Consider the following 16,240-nt stretch of genomic DNA (forward strand, 5'->3'; position numbering starts at 1 on the left):
TTGCCCAGCCGCGGGCGGGTGCGAAGCGTCGCCCATTGCGCGTCGCGACAATCACATTTGCGAAATTGGGGCGATCTCCCTCCGCCCGCGAGCCAGCGGGCCGACGCTGCGGCTAAGCCCGGCCCAATTGATGGGAGATGCGATCATGAATCTGGACCTGGCCCCCGAACACCGGGAGTTTCAGCAGGAGGTGCGCGGCTTTTTCGCGAACTCGATTCCCGACGACTGGAAAAAGATCGTCCGCGCCGGGTTGCGCCTGTCGCCCGAAAATCTGGTGGCCTATCAGCGCCGCCTTGCCGAACGTGGCTGGGGCGCGCCGACCTGGCCGAAGGAATATGGCGGCACCGGCTGGACGCCGCAGCAGCTTCACATCTTCTGGTCCGAAGCCTCGGCGGCTGACGCGCCCGCGCAATTCCATCAGGGGCTCGAACTGATCGGTCCGATCATCTTCACCTATGGCAGCCAGGCGCAGAAGGACTTCTATCTGCCGCGTATCATCAGCGGCGAGGATTGGTGGTGCCAGGGCTATTCGGAGCCGGGCGCGGGGTCCGACCTTGCAGCGCTGCGCACGCGCGCCGACCGCGACGGAGACGATTATGTCATCAACGGCCACAAGATGTGGACCAGTTACGCGCATGTCGCCGACCGCATGTTCGTGCTTGCGCGCACCTCGAACGAGGGGCGGCGCCAGCAGGGCATTTCGCTGATCCTCGTCGATATGGATACGCCGGGCATCCGCATCAGTCCGATCCACACGCTCGACGAAAAGCATCACACGAACGAGGTGTTCCTCGACGATGTTCGCGTTCCTGCGGCCAATGTCGTCGGCGAGGAAGGCATGGGCTGGAATTACGGCAAGGTGTTGCTCGACCGCGAGCGCATGGTTGCCGCCGCGACCGCGATGTTCCTGCCACAGACGCTGCGCGCGGTGCGCGAGGTGGCGACGCGCCGCAGGACCGCGCACGGCCTGCTGATCGACAAACCCGAATTCAAGGCCAAGCTCGCACAGGTCGAGATCGAGGCGATGGCGGTGCAGGCGATGGTGATGCGCCTGATGGCCGATGCCGCATCGGGTGCCGACTCCGGTCCGCGCGGGTCGATGGTCAAGCTGCGCTGGTCCGAACTGACGCAGCAGGCGACCGCCTTGTGGGTCGAGGCGCTGGGGCCGGACGCGCAGCATTTCGCGGCGCTCGATGACGACAGCGTGCTGCCGGAGGATATGCCCTTCGCGCTGAAGGGTGCGCTCTATGCCCGCGTCACGACCATCTATGGCGGGTCGAGCGAGATCCAGCGCAACATCATCGCGCGCCGCGCGCTCGGCCTTTGAGGGAGAAGATCCATGCAGTTCGCCTTTAACGACGAGCAGCAGATGCTGCACGACAGCGCCCTTCGTTTCGGCGAAGACCAATGGAATGCCGCCGACCGGCTGAAGCGCCTTGCCGAAGGGCCCGAGGGGACGGCACGCCGCTGGGCGCAGATGGCCGAACTCGGCTGGCTGATGCTGCCGATCGCCGAAGAAGACGGCGGGCTGGGCGGCGGTCCGGTCGAGATCATGGCGATCATGGAAGGCTTTGGCCGTCACCTGATGACCGAGGCCTATGTCAGCCATTGCGTGCTGGCGCCCGCGTTGATGGCGGGCGGCGGCGACCATTGCGCCGCGCTGCTCGAACAGGTCGGAGCGGGGCAGGCACGCATTGCGGCCGCGCTGATAGAGGATGAGGGTTTTGAGGTGGCGGCGATTTCCGCCAACGCCTCGGACGATGGCGGCAGCTTTAAACTGACTGGCGCCAAAGCTCATGTCGAGGACGGCGCCGATGCCGACTGGTATCTCGTCTCCGCGCGCACGGCGGGTACATCGGGCGCGCGCGCGGGCGTCAGCCTGTTCCTCGTCCCGCGCGGCGCCGAGGGGCTGACGATCCAGCGCTTCCGCTCGGTCGACAGCCATCGTCATTGCAGCCTCGACCTTGCCGATGTGGCCGGAATCCCGGTCGGTGCGATCGGCGAGGCCGCGGATCGCATCGACGCCGCGATTGACCGTGCGATCATCGCGCATCTGGCCGAAGCGGTCGGATCGATGGAGGCAGCGGTGGCCGCAACGCTCGACTATGTGCGTACCCGCCAGCAGTTCGGCGCGCCGATCGGCAGCTTTCAGGTCGTCCAGCACAAGATCGTCGACATGAGCGTTGCCTGCGAGGAAGCCCGCGCCTTGATGATGGTTGCGGCCTCGCAGCTTGCGAGCGGGGGCGAGGCGTCGTCGCTGATCGCGGCGGCCAAGGTCCGTGTCGCGCAGTGCGGCATTGCGGTGGCGCAGCAGGCGGTGCAGCTCCACGGCGGGGTCGGCACCAGCGAGGAGCTGGTCGTCAGCCATCACCTCCGCCGCCAGATGATGCTCGATCTCGCGCACGGCGACCGCGACCATCACAAGGCGCGCTTCGCCGAACTCACACGATAAAGGGAATTTGCAGGGCGCCTCAGGCGCCCTGCTTCGCTTCGTCGGCCTCGATCCGGCGGCCCGCCAGCCAGAATAGCAGCGACCCGATGGCGAGCGGCAGCGCGACGAGCGCCATCGCCGCGCGCAGTCCTTGCTCGCTGCCCAGCGACGGCGCGAGCAGGTCGCTCGCAATCCCGACGAACAGCGGTCCGAGCGCAAGGCCGATCGCGTTGGTCACGAACAATTGCACCGCCGCCGCCATCGCCCGCACCCGTGCCGGGACGAGGGTCTGCACCGAGGCGAAGACCGAACCATAGTTCAGCGCATGAACGAAGATCGCGCATGCAAGGAAGGCGAAAGACAGCGGCACGGTTGGCGCGAGCGCGGCACCCGCGAACAGCGGTGCGGCAATGACCAGCGAGGTCGAGGGCACCAGCGTATAGCCCTCGATGCCGCGCCGCGCTGCACGGTCGGCGAGCTGGCCGCCGACGAAGGTGCCGACCATGCCGACCAGCCCGACGATGAGGCCGAGGCTCAGACCGAGGAACACCGTCGGCGGCACGCCCCAACTCGATGCCATTGCGCCGATCCCCTCGACATGGGTTCGCATGTAGAGCGAGCCGAAGAAGGAGGCTTGGCCATAATAGCCGAACGCCCCCATCGCGGTACCGCAGGAGATGAGCCAGAAGCTGGGTAGGCGGCGGAGCGTCGCGAGCACCTGACCCAGCGGCATATGGGGCGCTGCGGCCTGGGTGGCGATTGTGCGCTTGCGCGGTTCGTCGAGCGTGAACCAGACGATGATGGCGAGCAGGATGCCAGGAACGCCGGCGATCAGGAAGGCGGCGCGCCACCCGAGCGTCGCGAGCAATATGCCGCCGAGGACGAGCCCCGCGAGCGAACCGACGGGTACGCCCAGAGAGTAAAGGGCCAGTGCGCGGCCGCGCTGTTCGCGGGGAACATAGTCGGTGATCAGGCTGTGCGCCGCCGGGGTGCAGCCGGCCTCGCCGACGCCGACGCCGATGCGTGCGAGCAGCAGCTCGGTGAAGTTGCGCGCGACGCCGCAGAGCGCGGTGAAGCCGCTCCACACGAACAGCGCGACGGCGATCATCCCGACGCGGTTGCCGCGGTCGGCGATCCGCGCCAGCGGAATGCCCAGGAGCGTGTAGAAGAGGGCGAAGGCGAGGCCGCTGATCATCCCGATCTGCCAGTCGGCAAGGTTCAGGTCGGCCTTCATCGGCTCGACCAGGATCGTCACGATCTGCCGGTCGAGCATGTTGAAGGCATAGACGATCATCAGCAGGAACAGCGCGCCATAGGGCATGTGCGCGGGCGCGGTTTCGGTGGTGGAAGTCGTCGCGGCTTCGGTGGTCATAGGCCTCTCCATGGCGGGCGTCCGGCCCGTCGCTCATCGCCGTGCATTAGGGGGTCGGGCGCGAGCAGGCAGGGCAGGAGGCGGCCCGATGCCCCATTATCCCCATGCTGATTTGTCGCGCCGGGGCAGGGTCGCGCTCGCGCATGTGCCGCAGCGCGAGCACAGGCGCGGACAGAGGAGGCGCGTCATGGCGTTTGCGAAGAACGGGTCCGTCTGCATCCATTATGAGCGTATGGCCGCCGGCGACGGGCCGCCGGTCATCCTGCTCGCGGGTGCCGGGCGGCCCTCGACCGATTTCGATTACGCCTTTTGTGCGCCGATCGTCGCCGCGGGCTTCGTGCCGATCCGTATCGACAGCCGCGACACGGGCCGGTCCGGCGCGCTGGTGGATATCATGCCCGACCTGCACGCAATCAGGGCGGCCGCATTGGGGACCGGCAGCGCGCAGCCGCCCTATCGCATTGCCGACATGGCAGACGACGTGCTCGCCGTGATGGAGGCCGAGGGGATAGCGGCCGCGCATTTTGTCGGGCGGTCGATCGGGGGGCTGGTCGCGCAGCAGCTCGCGGTTCTTCATGCCGATCGCGTGCTGAGCCTCGCGCTGGTGATGGCGATGAGCCGGTCGATGGCCGACGCGATCCCCGACGCCGCGCTCGATCGCTTGATGAGCGAAGACATTCCCGACGAGGAGGCCTATGTCGCACGCCAGCTCGGCGTGGCGCAGGCGAACGGCATGGCCGGGGATTATGATGCGGACCGCATTGCCGAGGGCGCGCGGATCGCGTGGCGGCACGGTGTTCATCGTGGCGGAACCGCGCGGCATTTCGCCGCCAGCCTCGCCGCACCCGACCTGTGCGCCGCACTCGGCGCGCTGCGCGTGCCGACGCTGATCCTGCACGGCCGGCACGACAAGGTGATCCCGCTCGCCCGGGCAATGGAGACCGCCGACGCCATTCCGGGCGCGACGATCGAGATCGACGAGACAATGGGACATGACGGACCGCTGCGGCTTCGACAGGCTTGGGGCGCGCGGATTGCCGAGCATCTGAGGGCCGCATCGACCCGATTCTGACGGTCGCGAGGAAATCACATATGTGATATGGACCGCGAAAGCCGCGGTTTTGGCCGCGTGGCGGTCTTTGAAGTTATCATGTCTTCATCAGAGACCGTCTGAGGACGGCAATTAGACCGACCGCTCAAGGCGCTCCCGCCTTCTGGTGTTGGGATGGAGAGATGAAGAGAAAACCCGTCAAATCGGCCTCGCGCACCTTCGAGGTGCTCGAACTGTTCCGCGACCGCCGCGCGCCATTGCGGCTCAACGAGATCTACTCGGCGCTTGGTTATCCGCAGTCGAGCACGACGAACCTGCTGAAGAGCATGGTGATCGAGGGGTACCTCAACTACAACCGCAACACGCGCACCTATTTGCCGACCCTGCAGGTCGCCTCGCTCGGCAGCTGGCTCTATGGCCATGTCGCGTTCGGCAGCGGCTATAGCTGGCTGATCGACGAGCTTTATCGCAAGACCGATGAGACGATCGTCCTCGTCACGCAGAACGACCTGTTCATCCAATATGTGATGATGCGCGTGCCCGATCATCCGCACAAGCGCCCGCCCAATCCGGGCGAGATGAGGCTGATGCTCGACGCGACGTCGGGCATGGCGCTGATGAGCCGGATGCGCGACCGCGAGATCGACAAAATCTATCGCTATTCAAACTATTACGAGCTCAACCCCGACCGGCGGATCACGCTGGAGGATGTCATGAGCCGCATTCGCTGGATTCGTCATACCGGCTATGTCTATTGGCCCGAGCATCCGGTGCCGGGGATCGCGTCGATCGCGATGCCGCTGGGCGAAAGTATCCACGGCATTCCGCTCGTCATCGGCATCGGCGGCACGACAGAACGCCTGTCTCCGCGTCGCGCCGAATATGTCGAGATCATGCGCGACACGATCGCCGAATTCCGCGAGCGCTTCCCGCAGGATCAGCAAGTGCCGGGCGACGAGGACGATCTGGAGATCGCCGCAGAATAGGCATTTCATTTGGAATAATGGCGGGACCATGCGCGGCAGACCGTGCCTGTCGCGCGCGGGCGCCTATCCTCGCGCGAAAGAGGAGAGCGTTTCATGCCCGTCGAAATCGATCTACTGGATGCCGGCGTTGCCGGCCTCGGCGAAAGCCCGCTTTGGGATCACCGCACCGCGCGCCTGTGGTGGGTGGATTCGAGTGCCGGGCGCCTGCACGCGAGCGGTGCCGAGGGTCAGGATCAGGCGAGCTGGGATCTGGGCCAGCCGATCGGCAGCATCGGTCTTGCGACGGCGGGTCTTGTCGTCGCGCTTGCCGATGGCTTTTACCGGTTCGACGCCTCGACAGGCACGACCACGCCGATCGCGCGGCCCGACATGGCGCCCGGAACGCGGCTGAACGATGGCAAGGCGGACCGCGCCGGCCGCTTCCTGTCGGCGTCGATGCGGACCGGCGACGCCGTGGGGGCAGGGGCGTTGTTCCGGCTCAATGCCGACGGCGCGATCGAGCAGCTCGAAAGCGGGATTGGGATCGGCAATGCGATCTGCTTCTCGCCCGCCGGCGATGCGCTCTATTTCGCCGACAGCCTCGACGGAAAGCTGCGCCGCTATGCGTATGACCAGGCGATCGGCCGGGTCGGCGAGCGGCACGATCTGGTCGATTGCCAGATGCATGGCGGCTCGGGCGCCGATGGCGCGACGGTCGATGCCGAGGGACGGATCTGGGTCGCGCTGGTGCTGGCGCAGGCGGTCGGCTGCTATGCGCCCGACGGGACGCTGCTGCGCTCGATCCCGGTGCCGCTACCCTATCCCTCGTGCCCCGCATTCGGCGGGCCGAACCTCGATACGCTCTATCTGACGAGCATCGCCAATTCGGGGCACCGGCTGGTCGCCGATCACCCCGATGCCGGGCGGATTACCGCGATCCGGGGGCTCGACGTCCCCGGGATCGCGGAAGGCATTTATCGTTGAGTGCCTGGCGTCTGTTCCACTGACGTGGAATCGGCCCCGGCCCGCTCCCCCTCCCGGCCTCCCATAGTTTACTATCGTTGGGGAGGCCGGGAGGGGGAGCGGCCCGGGGCCGAATTGTTTCAGCCCGGCTGAAACCGAAGCTAGCGCAGCGCGATCGAGATGCCGCCGTCGACGAGCAGTGACTGGCCGGTCACGAACCCCGAACGGGCGCTGTCGGCGAAGAACAGCACCGCTTCGGCAATGTCCGATGTCTCGCCGAGCCGGCCGAGCGGGGTGCTCGCCACGCGGGCCTCGAATGTCGCGTCGTCGAGCATCGCGCGAACGCCCTCGGTCGCGACGGTCGATGGGGCGACGGCATTGACTCGGATCTGTGCAGGCGCGAGCTCGATCGCAGACGAGCGCGTCATGCCCTCGACCGCCGCTTTGATGCCGCAATAGACCATCGCATTCGGAAGGCCCATGTGCGCCGATACCGAGGCGATGTTGACGATCGACCCGCTGCCGCGCGCACGCATATGCTTGGCGGCCGCCTGCGTGCCCCAGATGATGCCGGCGATGCCGACGCCGAGCATCTTGTCGAGGCTTTCGGCGTCGATGCCCTCGATCGGCGAATATTTGGTCCACATCGCATTGTTGACGACGATGTCGATCCCGCCGAGCTTTTCCGCGGCGGTATCGAACGCCGCGTGCAGCGCGGCGCCGTCCGACACGTCGCAGCCGAGCGCGATCGCCTTGCCGCCACCGGCTTCGATCTGCTGCACAAGGTCTTCGGCCCAATGCGCCTTGCGATCGAGCAGGGCGAGCGAGGCGCCGTTGCCGGCAAGCTTGAGCGCGATGTCGCGGCCGAGGCCGCGCGACGCGCCGGTGACGAGCGCAACGCGCCCTTCGAGTGTTTTCGTCATTTGATAGAGCCCATAAAAATGAAGCCCGCTTTTGGCGGGCTTCAGTGGGAGAGAAGAGAGGTTAGAATTTATATCCGACTTCAACGCCGTAGACCCGACCCTTGTTGAGCGGTGAGAAGGTCGATCCGGCAAAGAAGGGCAGCGGCGCCTCGGTTCCGAAGGTCGCTTCGTTCAGCAGATTGTTGCCATAGACCGACACCTTCACGCGGCCGTGCGTGATCGCGAGGCTGGCGTCGACCATCGTGGCGGCGCGGAGCAGGCCGGTGTTCTGGTCGTTGTAGAAGGCGGCATCACGATGGTTCGCGCCGACGCGGGCTTCGGCATCGAAGTCGCCGCCAAGGCTGGTCGCATAGGTGATCGACCCGCCATAGCTCCACGGCGACAGACGCGGCAGCTTCAGGGCATAGTCGGCATCGTTGATCACGCCGTCGGCGTTGAGATCGAACAGGATGTCCTCATATTTGCCCTTGGTGTAGCCGAACTGCCCGGCGATCGTCAGGCCGGAGAGGGGCTTGACCAGCACTTCGCCTTCGATCCCCTTGATCGATACGTCTGCCGCATTGGTGATGATCTGGAAGTTACCGAACGGTGCGAAGGGCGCCTGGAATTCGCGCTGCGTGCCGTTGATGCGGCTATAGAAGCCCGCCAGGTTCACACGCGCGAACCCGCCGATTTCCTGCTTCAGGCCGATTTCATAGGCGTCCTGCTTTTCCTGATCGAACGGACCCGGGGCGACATTAGGATTGAGGTTGCGGAAGTTGTAGCCGCCGCTGCGGAAGCCCTTGGCGAACGAGGCATAGAGCAACGTGTCCTCGGTCGGCTTGAACTGGACGCCGATGCGCGGCGTGAAGCCGTCCCAATTATCCTTGTCGGTGAAGTCATAGCTGCAGCGCAGGATGTCGAGATTGCAGCCGCCGACGCCGATCGAGCGGACCTGGACGTCCTTTTCCTCGGCCGAATAGCGTGCACCGACGCTGAAGGTCAGCTGTTCGGTGACGCGCCAGTCGACGGTGGCGAAGACGCCGCCCGTGCGCTGCTTCTGACGACCGCCGCCCGAAACGGTGAGCGCGCCGCCCGACAGCAGGCGCTGCTCGGCATAGTTGATGTCCTGATTGAAGTAGAAGAGGCCGGTCGTCACGTCGAACGCGCCGAAGGTGCCCGCGTAGCGGAGCTCGTTGCTGAACTGCCACTGGTGGATGTTGTTGCGCGAGTGCAGGCTCGTCACCGGCGAGCCGTCGACGTCGGCGCCCGAGTCATTGGACAGCGCGCGGACGGCGGCAATGTTGGTGATCTTGCCGTCACCGAACGCGGTGTCGATGTTCAGTTCGGCGATGCCCTGATCCCAGTCGGTCTTCACGAAGCCGGCGTAGTTCTGGTTCACGCGGAAGCTGTCGCGCGGGTAGAGGCCGTGGTTCGTCACCGCCGGGCCGTCGCCGCGGATGCGGCCATGCTCGTAGCGCAGGACCAGGTCGAAGCTGTCGTTGGGCTGCAGGCGAAGCGCCGAGCGCATGATCAAGGTTTCGCTGCCGCCGATCTTCTTGCCGTCGAAGTCGTTTTTGAACCAGCCATTGTCATCGTTGTAATAGACCGCGACCTTGCCGCTCAGCACGTCGCCCGCGATCGGGCCCGAGACCGAGATGCTCGCGCGCTTTTCGAGGCCGGTCGACAGGCCCGCCTTTGCGTCGAGGCGGAAGCGGTTCGACGGGGTGGTGGTGCGGAGAAGGACCGCGCCGCCGGTCACGTTGCGGCCGAACAGAAGGCCCTGCGGGCCGCGGAGGATTTCGACGCCTTCAAGGTCGAAGGTGTCGAAGAGCACGCCCGCGCTGACACCCAGATAGACGCCATCGACGAACACGCCGACGGTTGGGTCGATCGAGGGGATCGAGCTGTTGATGCCGAGGCCGCGGATCGAGAAGTTCGCATAGCCCGGCGTCGTGCCGACGCTTTCGAGCGAGGCGTTCGGAACCGCATAGCTGACGCTCGAGATCGAGCGCGCGTGGATGCTGTCGAGTTCGCTCGACCCGAAAGCGGTGATCGCGATGGGAACGTCCTGTACGTTCTGCGCCGATCCGCGCTTGGTCGCGGTGACGATGATGTCGCCAAGGCCGCCGCCGTTCGACTGCGCCTCTTCCTGCGCGCCGTCATCCTGGGCGGTGTCGTCCTGTCCGAACGCGGGTGCTGCCATCATCATGGCCGCGAAGCCGACTCCCGCCAAAAGACGCTTGCTGTGTGTGTTCATTGTCCACTCCCTGGTGAATCGCGCTTCCGTTCTTCCTTTCGGTGGCGATTCGCCTCGAAGGGGGTGCGCTGGCTTTAAATCGTGTCGCCGCCCCGTGAAGAGCGACCGGCCCCCGTTCTTTCTTTGCGACGCCAAGAGCAATGTGCGCGGCGGGGAGGGCGCCGATAATCACAAGCGCGATTCCGCGCGGGGGCATTCAATCCAGAATGAGATTTTCGGCGCGTCTCGCGGCTTTCGCGTCCCGATCGCGCCGGTGCGGTGCAATGACCTCCGGCAAATGGGAGACAAATCAATGAGCAGCATTCGCACCGAAATCGATAATTACGTCGCGCTCGTCACACTGGACAATGCGCCGGTCAACGCCGCCGCGCTGGACATGCTCCAGGAACTCACCGACGTCTTCGACAGCTTCAACGACCGCGACGATGTTCGCGTCGCCGTGCTGACCGGTGCAGGGAAATGCTTCAGCGCCGGCGCCGATCTCAAGAACCGGCCCGACCTCTCGATCCCCGGCAAGCGCTGGAACCGCAACCGCGTCGTCCGCGAAGTCGCTTACTCGATCGCCGATTGCGCAAAGCCCGTCATCGCCGCGGTCAACGGCCCCGCGCTTGGCGCCGGCTTTGGTCTCGCCGCGAGCTGCGACATCATCGTCGCCTCTGAAAATGCCGTCTTTGGCCTACCCGAGATCGATGTCGGTCTGATGGGCGGCGGGAAGCACACCTCGCGCATCGTCCCGCACTCGCTGACGCGCCGCATGATGCTCACCGGCTATCGCGCGCCGGCCGCCGAAATGTATCGTCGCGGTATCATCGAGGCCTGCCTGCCTGCCGATGAACTGCTGCCCTATTGCATGGACATGGCGAAACTCATCGCATCGAAGAGCCCGCTCGCGACGCGCTATGCCAAGGACAGCATGCGCACGATCGAGAATATGACGCTGCGCGACGGCTATATCTATGAGCAGGGCAACACGGCGAAGCTGTCGACCTCCTATGACGCGCAGGAAGCCGTCGCGGCGTTCGTCGAAAAGCGCGCGCCCGTCTTTCAGGGCCGCTGAGCGGAGCCGCCGTCATGGACTGGAATTTCGGCGACCTGCTGGACGCGACCGCGGCGCATGTGCCGGGCGACCGTCCGGCGATCATCCGCGGCGATCATGTCACCTGCTGGGCCGATTTCGACGCGCGGTCGAACCGGCTGGCGCGCGCGATGCTGGCGGCCGGCTTGCCCGCCGGCGCGCGCATCGCGATCCTTGCGCGCAACATCCCCGAGTTTATCGAGATCGCCGCGGCTGCGTTCAAGGCGCGGCTGACGCACGTCAATATGAACTATCGCTACACGACGTCGGAGATCGAATATGTGCTGCGCGACTGTCAGGCGGCGGGGCTCTTCTATCAGGACGAGTTCGGCCCGATCGTCGCGTCGCTGATCGGTGGCGCGATCGAGCATCTGACCTACGCGGTCCAGATCGGCAGCGACGGCGCCTATGACGGGATCGTGTCGGAGGGGGACGCGTCGCCGCTGGATATCCGGCGGTCGCCCGACGACGGCTATCTTCTTTATACGGGCGGCACCACCGGGCGACCGAAGGGCGTGATGTGGCGCTCGGCCGACGCGCGGCGGTCGCAGCTCGAATCCCCGGTGGCGGTGACGACCCCCGCGAGCATGGACGACCATGTCGCGCAGGTTCTGAAGGGCGCGGCGGGACGGGTGATGCCCGCCTGTCCGCTGATGCACGGCGCGGGACTTAACAGCTCGCTCGCCGAATTGCTCGTCGGCGGCACGGCGGTGCTGCTGCCCTCGGACCGGTTTAGCGCCGAGGAACTCTGGAGCGAGGCCGAGCGGCACAAGGTCACCCGCATCCTGATTGTCGGCGATGCGTTCGCGCGGCCGATGGCCGACACGCTGCTTGCCAATCCGGGGCGCTGGGATCTGTCGGCGCTGCGGCTGATCTCGTCGGCAGGGCTGATGTGGTCGGAGCAGGTGAAGGCGGCGCTGCTCGAAGCCTTGCCGCAGCTCACGCTGCTCGACATCCTCGGTGCGTCCGAAGCCTCGGGTTTCGGTTATGCGATCACCAACAAGGATCGTGCGACCCCGACCGGGCTGTTCGAGGCGGGGCCGCAGACGGTGATCGTCGATCAGGACAGCGGCCGCGTGCTTGCCGACAACGAAGTCGGCTCGGGCTGGCTCGCGCGGCGGCCGCCGTTCGGCGCGGGCTATCATGGCGATCCCGAAAAGACCGCGAGAGTCTATCGCACGATCGACGGACAGGCCTATGCGGTCCCCGGCGACATGGCCGAACGCTTGCCCGACGGACGCTTCCGCCTGCTCGGGCGCGGCAGCATGTGCATCAACACCGGCGGCGAAAAGGTCTTCGTCGAAGAGGTCGAGGAGGCGCTGAAGCGTGTCGACGGTGTCGCCGACGCGATGGTGTTCGGCCTGCCCGATCCGAAATGGGGCAGCGTCGTCACCGCGCTGATCGAGGCGGGCGAAAGCCCCGACGATCAGGCTCTGCGCGACGCCCTGTCCGCAGACCTCGCCGCCTACAAGCAGCCGCGCACGATCATCCGCGTCGCCGTCCTGCCGCGCCATGCGAGCGGGAAGAGCGACTATCGCAGCGGGATGGACCTCGCGCGCGCCGAAATTTCAGCCCGGACGTCCACTGGCTGATCGTCGCCGGCCCGCAGCGTCCGGCGCGGACGCGCGGGCTGGCGACCTCGCCGCCCGACGACCGACTTACAGATTCTCCCAAGGATTTCCGATGCAACAGGCCAATTCCTCCCCCGACACGACTCCCCGCCGCCTCGATGCGCTGATCATCGGCGCCGGTTTCGGCGGCATGTATGCGCTCCACCGCACGCGCGGCATGGGGCTCGACGTCCATCTGATCGAGGCGGGCGACGATGTCGGCGGCACCTGGTACTGGAACCGATATCCCGGCGCGCGCTGCGACGTGATGAGCATCGATTACAGCTATTCCTTCTCGGACGAGATCCAGCAGGAGTGGACGTGGAGCGAGCAGTTCGCCGCGCAGCCCGAAATCCTCTCCTACGCCCGCTTCGTCGCCAACAAGCTCGACCTGAAGCGCGACATCAGTTTCGAAACGCGCGCGACCGCGGTTCATTATGACGAGGAAGCGGCGCTGTGGCGGATCGAGACCGATCGCGGCGACGTCTATGAGGCGAGTTATTGCCTGATGGCGACCGGCCCGCTCTCGGTCCCGAAGCAGGTCGACATAGCGGGCGCCGACAAGTTTAAGGGCGAGCTCTATCTCTCGGGCAAATGGCCGCACCATGACGTCGACCTGAAGGGCAAGCGCGTCGCGGTGATCGGCACCGGGTCGTCGGGTATCCAGATCGTTCCGGTGGTCGCCGAGCAGGCCGAGCATCTGTACGTCTATCAGCGGACGCCCAGCTTCACGCTGCCGATGCGCAACCGCAAGCTCGACGATGAGTATGTCGCGCATATCAAGGCGCACTATCCGGGGCTGCGCGCCGCTGCGCGCCATTCGCTGACCGGCGGCGTGCGGCCGATCACGCATCGGCCGGTGTTCAGCGTGACGCCCGCCGAGAGCCAGAAGCTGATGGAGGATGCGTGGCAGCACAGCGGGCTGTCGTTCCTCGGCCTGTTTTCGGATCTGCTCACCAACCGCGACGCGAACGAGGTCGTCGCTGAATTCGTGCGCGGCAAGATCGCGGAGACGGTGAAAGATCCCGAAACGGCGCGCAAGCTGACCCCGCGCGGCTATCCGATCTTCGCGCGGCGCCCGTGCCTCGATACCGGCTACTACGAGGCGTATAATCGCGACAATGTGACGCTGAAGGATTGCCTCGAGCATCCGATCGTCGAGATCACCGAAAAGGGCATTCGCACCGCCGAGGGCCAGGTCGAGGTCGACATCATCATCGCCGCCATCGGTTATGACGCGCTCACCGGCGCGATGCTGTCGATCGATATCGAGGGCCGCGACGGCCGCAAGCTCAAGGACAAGTGGGCGGACGGCGGGCGCTCGCATCTGGGTTTGATGATCGAGGGATTCCCGAACCTGTTCGTCATCGCGGGGCCGAACGGGCCGTCCGCGCTAGCCAATTTTATCCTTCTGAATGAGCAGAATGTCGACTGGGTCTGCGACTGTATCGAACATATGCGCCGCGGCGGTCTGCGTTCGATCGAGGCGAATGCCGACGCCGAGGACGGGTGGATGCAGAAGGTGACGACTCTGGGGTCGCTGTCGCTCTATCCGACCGCGAACACCTGGTACACCGGCGCCAATGTGCCCGGGAAGCCGCGCACTTTTCCGGTCTACATCGGGGGGCTCGGCCGCTATCGCGAAATCTGTTCCGACGCGGCGGCGGACGGCTATCGCGGCTTCACGCTGCGCTAGGTCCGGCGCGCGCGTCCCGATATGGAGTGAGCGATATGTCGTCCGAAAAACTGTTCGAGCCGCTGTCCCTTGCGCGCGGTGCGCCGATGAAGAACCGGCTGATGCTCGCGCCGCTCACGAACCGGCAGAGCCATGCCGACGGCACGCTGTCGGATGCCGAGCGCAACTGGCTCGAGATGCGCGCGGCGGGCGGGTTCGCGCTGACGATGACTGCCGCCGCGCATGTCCAGCCGGTAGGGCAGGGCTTTAGCGGGCAGCTCGGCGCTTTTGACGACGATCATCTCGAAGGCCTGACGGCGCTTGCGGCAGGGATCAGGGCGCGCGGTTCGCTGTCGTCGCTGCAACTGCATCATGCGGGAAGCCGCGCCGAACCGGAGCTGATCGGCGAACCGGTGGCGCCGTCGGAGGTCTCCGAACGCAATGTCCGAGCGCTTTCCGAAGCCGAAGTGGAAGTGCTGCGCGACGATTTCATCGCGGGCGCACGCCGTGCCGAGCAGGCGGGCTTCGACGGGGTCGAGATCCACGGTGCACACGGCTATATCCTCGCCGAATTCCTGTCGGCGGCGAGCAACCGCCGGGGTGGCCGCTATGGCGGCCGCATCGAGAACCGCGCGCGCATCATCTTCGAGATCATCGACGGCATCCGCGCCGTCACGCAGCCCGACTTCCAGCTCGGCCTGCGGCTATCGCCCGAGCGATTTGGCCTCGAACTTGAAGAAATCCGGGATGTCGCGACCGAAATCCTGCGGCAGGAAAAGATCGACTTTCTCGACATGTCGCTGTGGGATGTGAACAAGGAGCCCGAGGAGGAGCGTTTCAAGGGGCGCTCGCTGATGAGCGTATTTACCGAACTCCCGCGCGGCAATGTCCGGCTCGGTGCCGCCGGCAAGGTGATGGATGCCGAAGACGCGGCCGGTGTCATCAAGGCCGGCTGCGATTTCGTGGTGATCGGCCGCGCGGCCATATTGCGGCACGATTTTCCAGAACGCGTGCGCCGCGATCCGGCCTATCGGTCGCCCGAGCTTCCGGCATCGGTTCAGCATTTGCGCGATGAAGGCCTGAGCGACACCTTCATCCACTATATGCGCCGCTGGCCAGGTTTCGTTGCCGAATAATCCTTGGCCCTGAGACCGCCATCCCGAAAGCGGGTCAATCCGCTGCCGGGTTTCGCCCCTGCATGCTGACCCGGTAGAGTTCGGCAGGGCGAAAGGCGCCGCCCGCTTCGCGCTCACCGGTGCCTTCGATCCAGCCCTTGTCGATCATGCGGCGGCGGAATGCCGGCTTGTTCAGCGTCGTGGCGAGTATTGCTTCGTGGACGTCCTGCAGCGCGCGGAGCGTGAAGCGCGGCGGCAGAAGGGCAAAGGCGACGGGCGCATAGTCGAGCTTGCCGCGCAACCGCGTGACCGCATGGTCCAGAATGTCGCCGTGGTCGAAGGCCAACGGGGGCAGCGCGGCGCCGGGGCCGACCGGCGCCAGCATCAGATCGTCCCTGTCGTTCAGCGCGTCCGCCAATCTGTCCGCGGGAAGAAGCGCGAAATAGGCGATCGTGATGATCCGCATGCGCGGATCGCGGCCGGGATCGCCGAAGCTGTAGAGCTGTTCGAGCCAGGCCTCGGTGAGGCCAGCCTTTTGTACGAGGATGCGCTGGGCCGCATCGTCCAGGCTTTCGTCCACGCCGACGAAGCCGCCGGGAAGCGCCCAATCGCCGTCGTGCGGCGGCTCACCGCGGCGCTGGAGCAGGGCCGCGAGCCGACCGTCTTTCACCGTCATCAGCACCAGATCGACGGTTACAGCGAGTGGCGGGAAGGCGGACGGATCATAGGGTTCGTTCATGCACGCTACTTATATGTTGACTAGATATATGTCAAATACATATAAGATACTCGACGCCGCCGAATCGGAGGCGCCTTGCGCC

General features: G+C 65.8%; 13 protein-coding genes. 9 read left to right on the forward strand and 4 right to left on the reverse strand.

Translation table 11 applies throughout. The annotated features are described in order from the left end of the window. The first annotated feature begins 145 nt into the window (after positions 1-145). Together ACQY80_RS13835 and ACQY80_RS13840 are read left to right on the forward strand one after the other, a co-directional pair. On the forward strand, positions 146-1,327 hold the full coding sequence (locus ACQY80_RS13835) for an acyl-CoA dehydrogenase family protein (RefSeq protein WP_428680755.1): 1,182 nt from the start codon (positions 146-148) through the stop codon (positions 1,325-1,327). A 12-nt stretch (positions 1,328-1,339) separates the two neighbouring features. Beyond that, on the forward strand, positions 1,340-2,452 hold the full coding sequence (locus ACQY80_RS13840) for an acyl-CoA dehydrogenase family protein (protein ID WP_428680758.1): 1,113 nt from the start codon (positions 1,340-1,342) through the stop codon (positions 2,450-2,452). A gap of 19 nt (positions 2,453-2,471) precedes the next feature. Here ACQY80_RS13840 and ACQY80_RS13845 read toward each other — a convergent pair whose 3' ends face one another. Continuing rightward, a complete protein-coding gene (locus ACQY80_RS13845; protein ID WP_428680761.1) occupies positions 2,472-3,803 on the reverse strand; it encodes a spinster family MFS transporter in 1,332 nt (443 codons plus the stop codon). Between the two features lie 187 nt (positions 3,804-3,990). On the opposite strand from ACQY80_RS13845, the gene ACQY80_RS13850 reads away from it, so the two are divergent. From ACQY80_RS13850 to ACQY80_RS13860, 3 genes are all read left to right on the forward strand, one after another. Then, a complete protein-coding gene (locus tag ACQY80_RS13850) occupies positions 3,991-4,875 on the forward strand; it encodes an alpha/beta fold hydrolase (RefSeq protein WP_428680764.1) in 885 nt (294 codons plus the stop codon). Positions 4,876-5,036: 161 nt separating this feature from the next. Beyond that, entirely contained in the window at positions 5,037-5,840 is an 804-nt protein-coding gene (locus ACQY80_RS13855; protein ID WP_428680767.1) for an IclR family transcriptional regulator, read from the forward strand. Between the two features lie 93 nt (positions 5,841-5,933). Next, a complete protein-coding gene (locus tag ACQY80_RS13860) occupies positions 5,934-6,803 on the forward strand; it encodes an SMP-30/gluconolactonase/LRE family protein (protein ID WP_428680770.1) in 870 nt (289 codons plus the stop codon). A gap of 140 nt (positions 6,804-6,943) precedes the next feature. On the opposite strand, the gene ACQY80_RS13865 is transcribed toward ACQY80_RS13860, so the two are convergent. Together ACQY80_RS13865 and ACQY80_RS13870 are read right to left on the reverse strand one after the other, a co-directional pair. Further along, entirely contained in the window at positions 6,944-7,705 is a 762-nt protein-coding gene (locus tag ACQY80_RS13865; protein ID WP_428680773.1) for an SDR family NAD(P)-dependent oxidoreductase, read from the reverse strand. A 61-nt stretch (positions 7,706-7,766) separates the two neighbouring features. After that, complete coding sequence (locus ACQY80_RS13870) at positions 7,767-9,944, reverse strand: TonB-dependent receptor (protein ID WP_428680776.1); 2,178 nt, start codon at positions 9,942-9,944, stop codon at positions 7,767-7,769. A 292-nt stretch (positions 9,945-10,236) separates the two neighbouring features. On the opposite strand from ACQY80_RS13870, the gene ACQY80_RS13875 reads away from it, so the two are divergent. From ACQY80_RS13875 to ACQY80_RS13890, 4 genes are all read left to right on the forward strand, one after another. Beyond that, positions 10,237-11,001: an enoyl-CoA hydratase/isomerase family protein gene (locus ACQY80_RS13875; protein ID WP_428680779.1), complete on the forward strand. Its 765-nt coding sequence runs from the start codon at positions 10,237-10,239 to the stop codon at positions 10,999-11,001. A gap of 14 nt (positions 11,002-11,015) precedes the next feature. After that, positions 11,016-12,611: an AMP-binding protein gene (locus ACQY80_RS13880; RefSeq protein ID WP_428680781.1), complete on the forward strand. Its 1,596-nt coding sequence runs from the start codon at positions 11,016-11,018 to the stop codon at positions 12,609-12,611. Positions 12,612-12,702: 91 nt separating this feature from the next. After that, the gene (locus ACQY80_RS13885; protein ID WP_428680784.1) at positions 12,703-14,325 is read left to right on the forward strand and encodes a flavin-containing monooxygenase; all 1,623 of its coding nucleotides are present in this window, start codon (positions 12,703-12,705) and stop codon (positions 14,323-14,325) included. Positions 14,326-14,360: 35 nt separating this feature from the next. After that, positions 14,361-15,440, forward strand: coding sequence for an NADH:flavin oxidoreductase (locus ACQY80_RS13890; RefSeq protein ID WP_428680787.1), 1,080 nt, complete (start codon positions 14,361-14,363; stop codon positions 15,438-15,440). A gap of 34 nt (positions 15,441-15,474) precedes the next feature. Here the strand turns inward: ACQY80_RS13890 and ACQY80_RS13895 are convergent, their stop codons facing one another. Beyond that, positions 15,475-16,158 carry an NUDIX hydrolase gene (locus ACQY80_RS13895; RefSeq protein ID WP_428680790.1) on the reverse strand — a complete coding sequence of 228 codons (684 nt, stop codon included), beginning with the start codon at positions 16,156-16,158 and terminating at the stop codon, positions 15,475-15,477. Between the last annotated feature and the right edge of the window lie 82 nt (positions 16,159-16,240).

The organism is Sphingopyxis sp. (assembly GCF_965279755.1).
Taxonomy (GTDB): Bacteria; Pseudomonadota; Alphaproteobacteria; order Sphingomonadales; family Sphingomonadaceae; genus Sphingopyxis.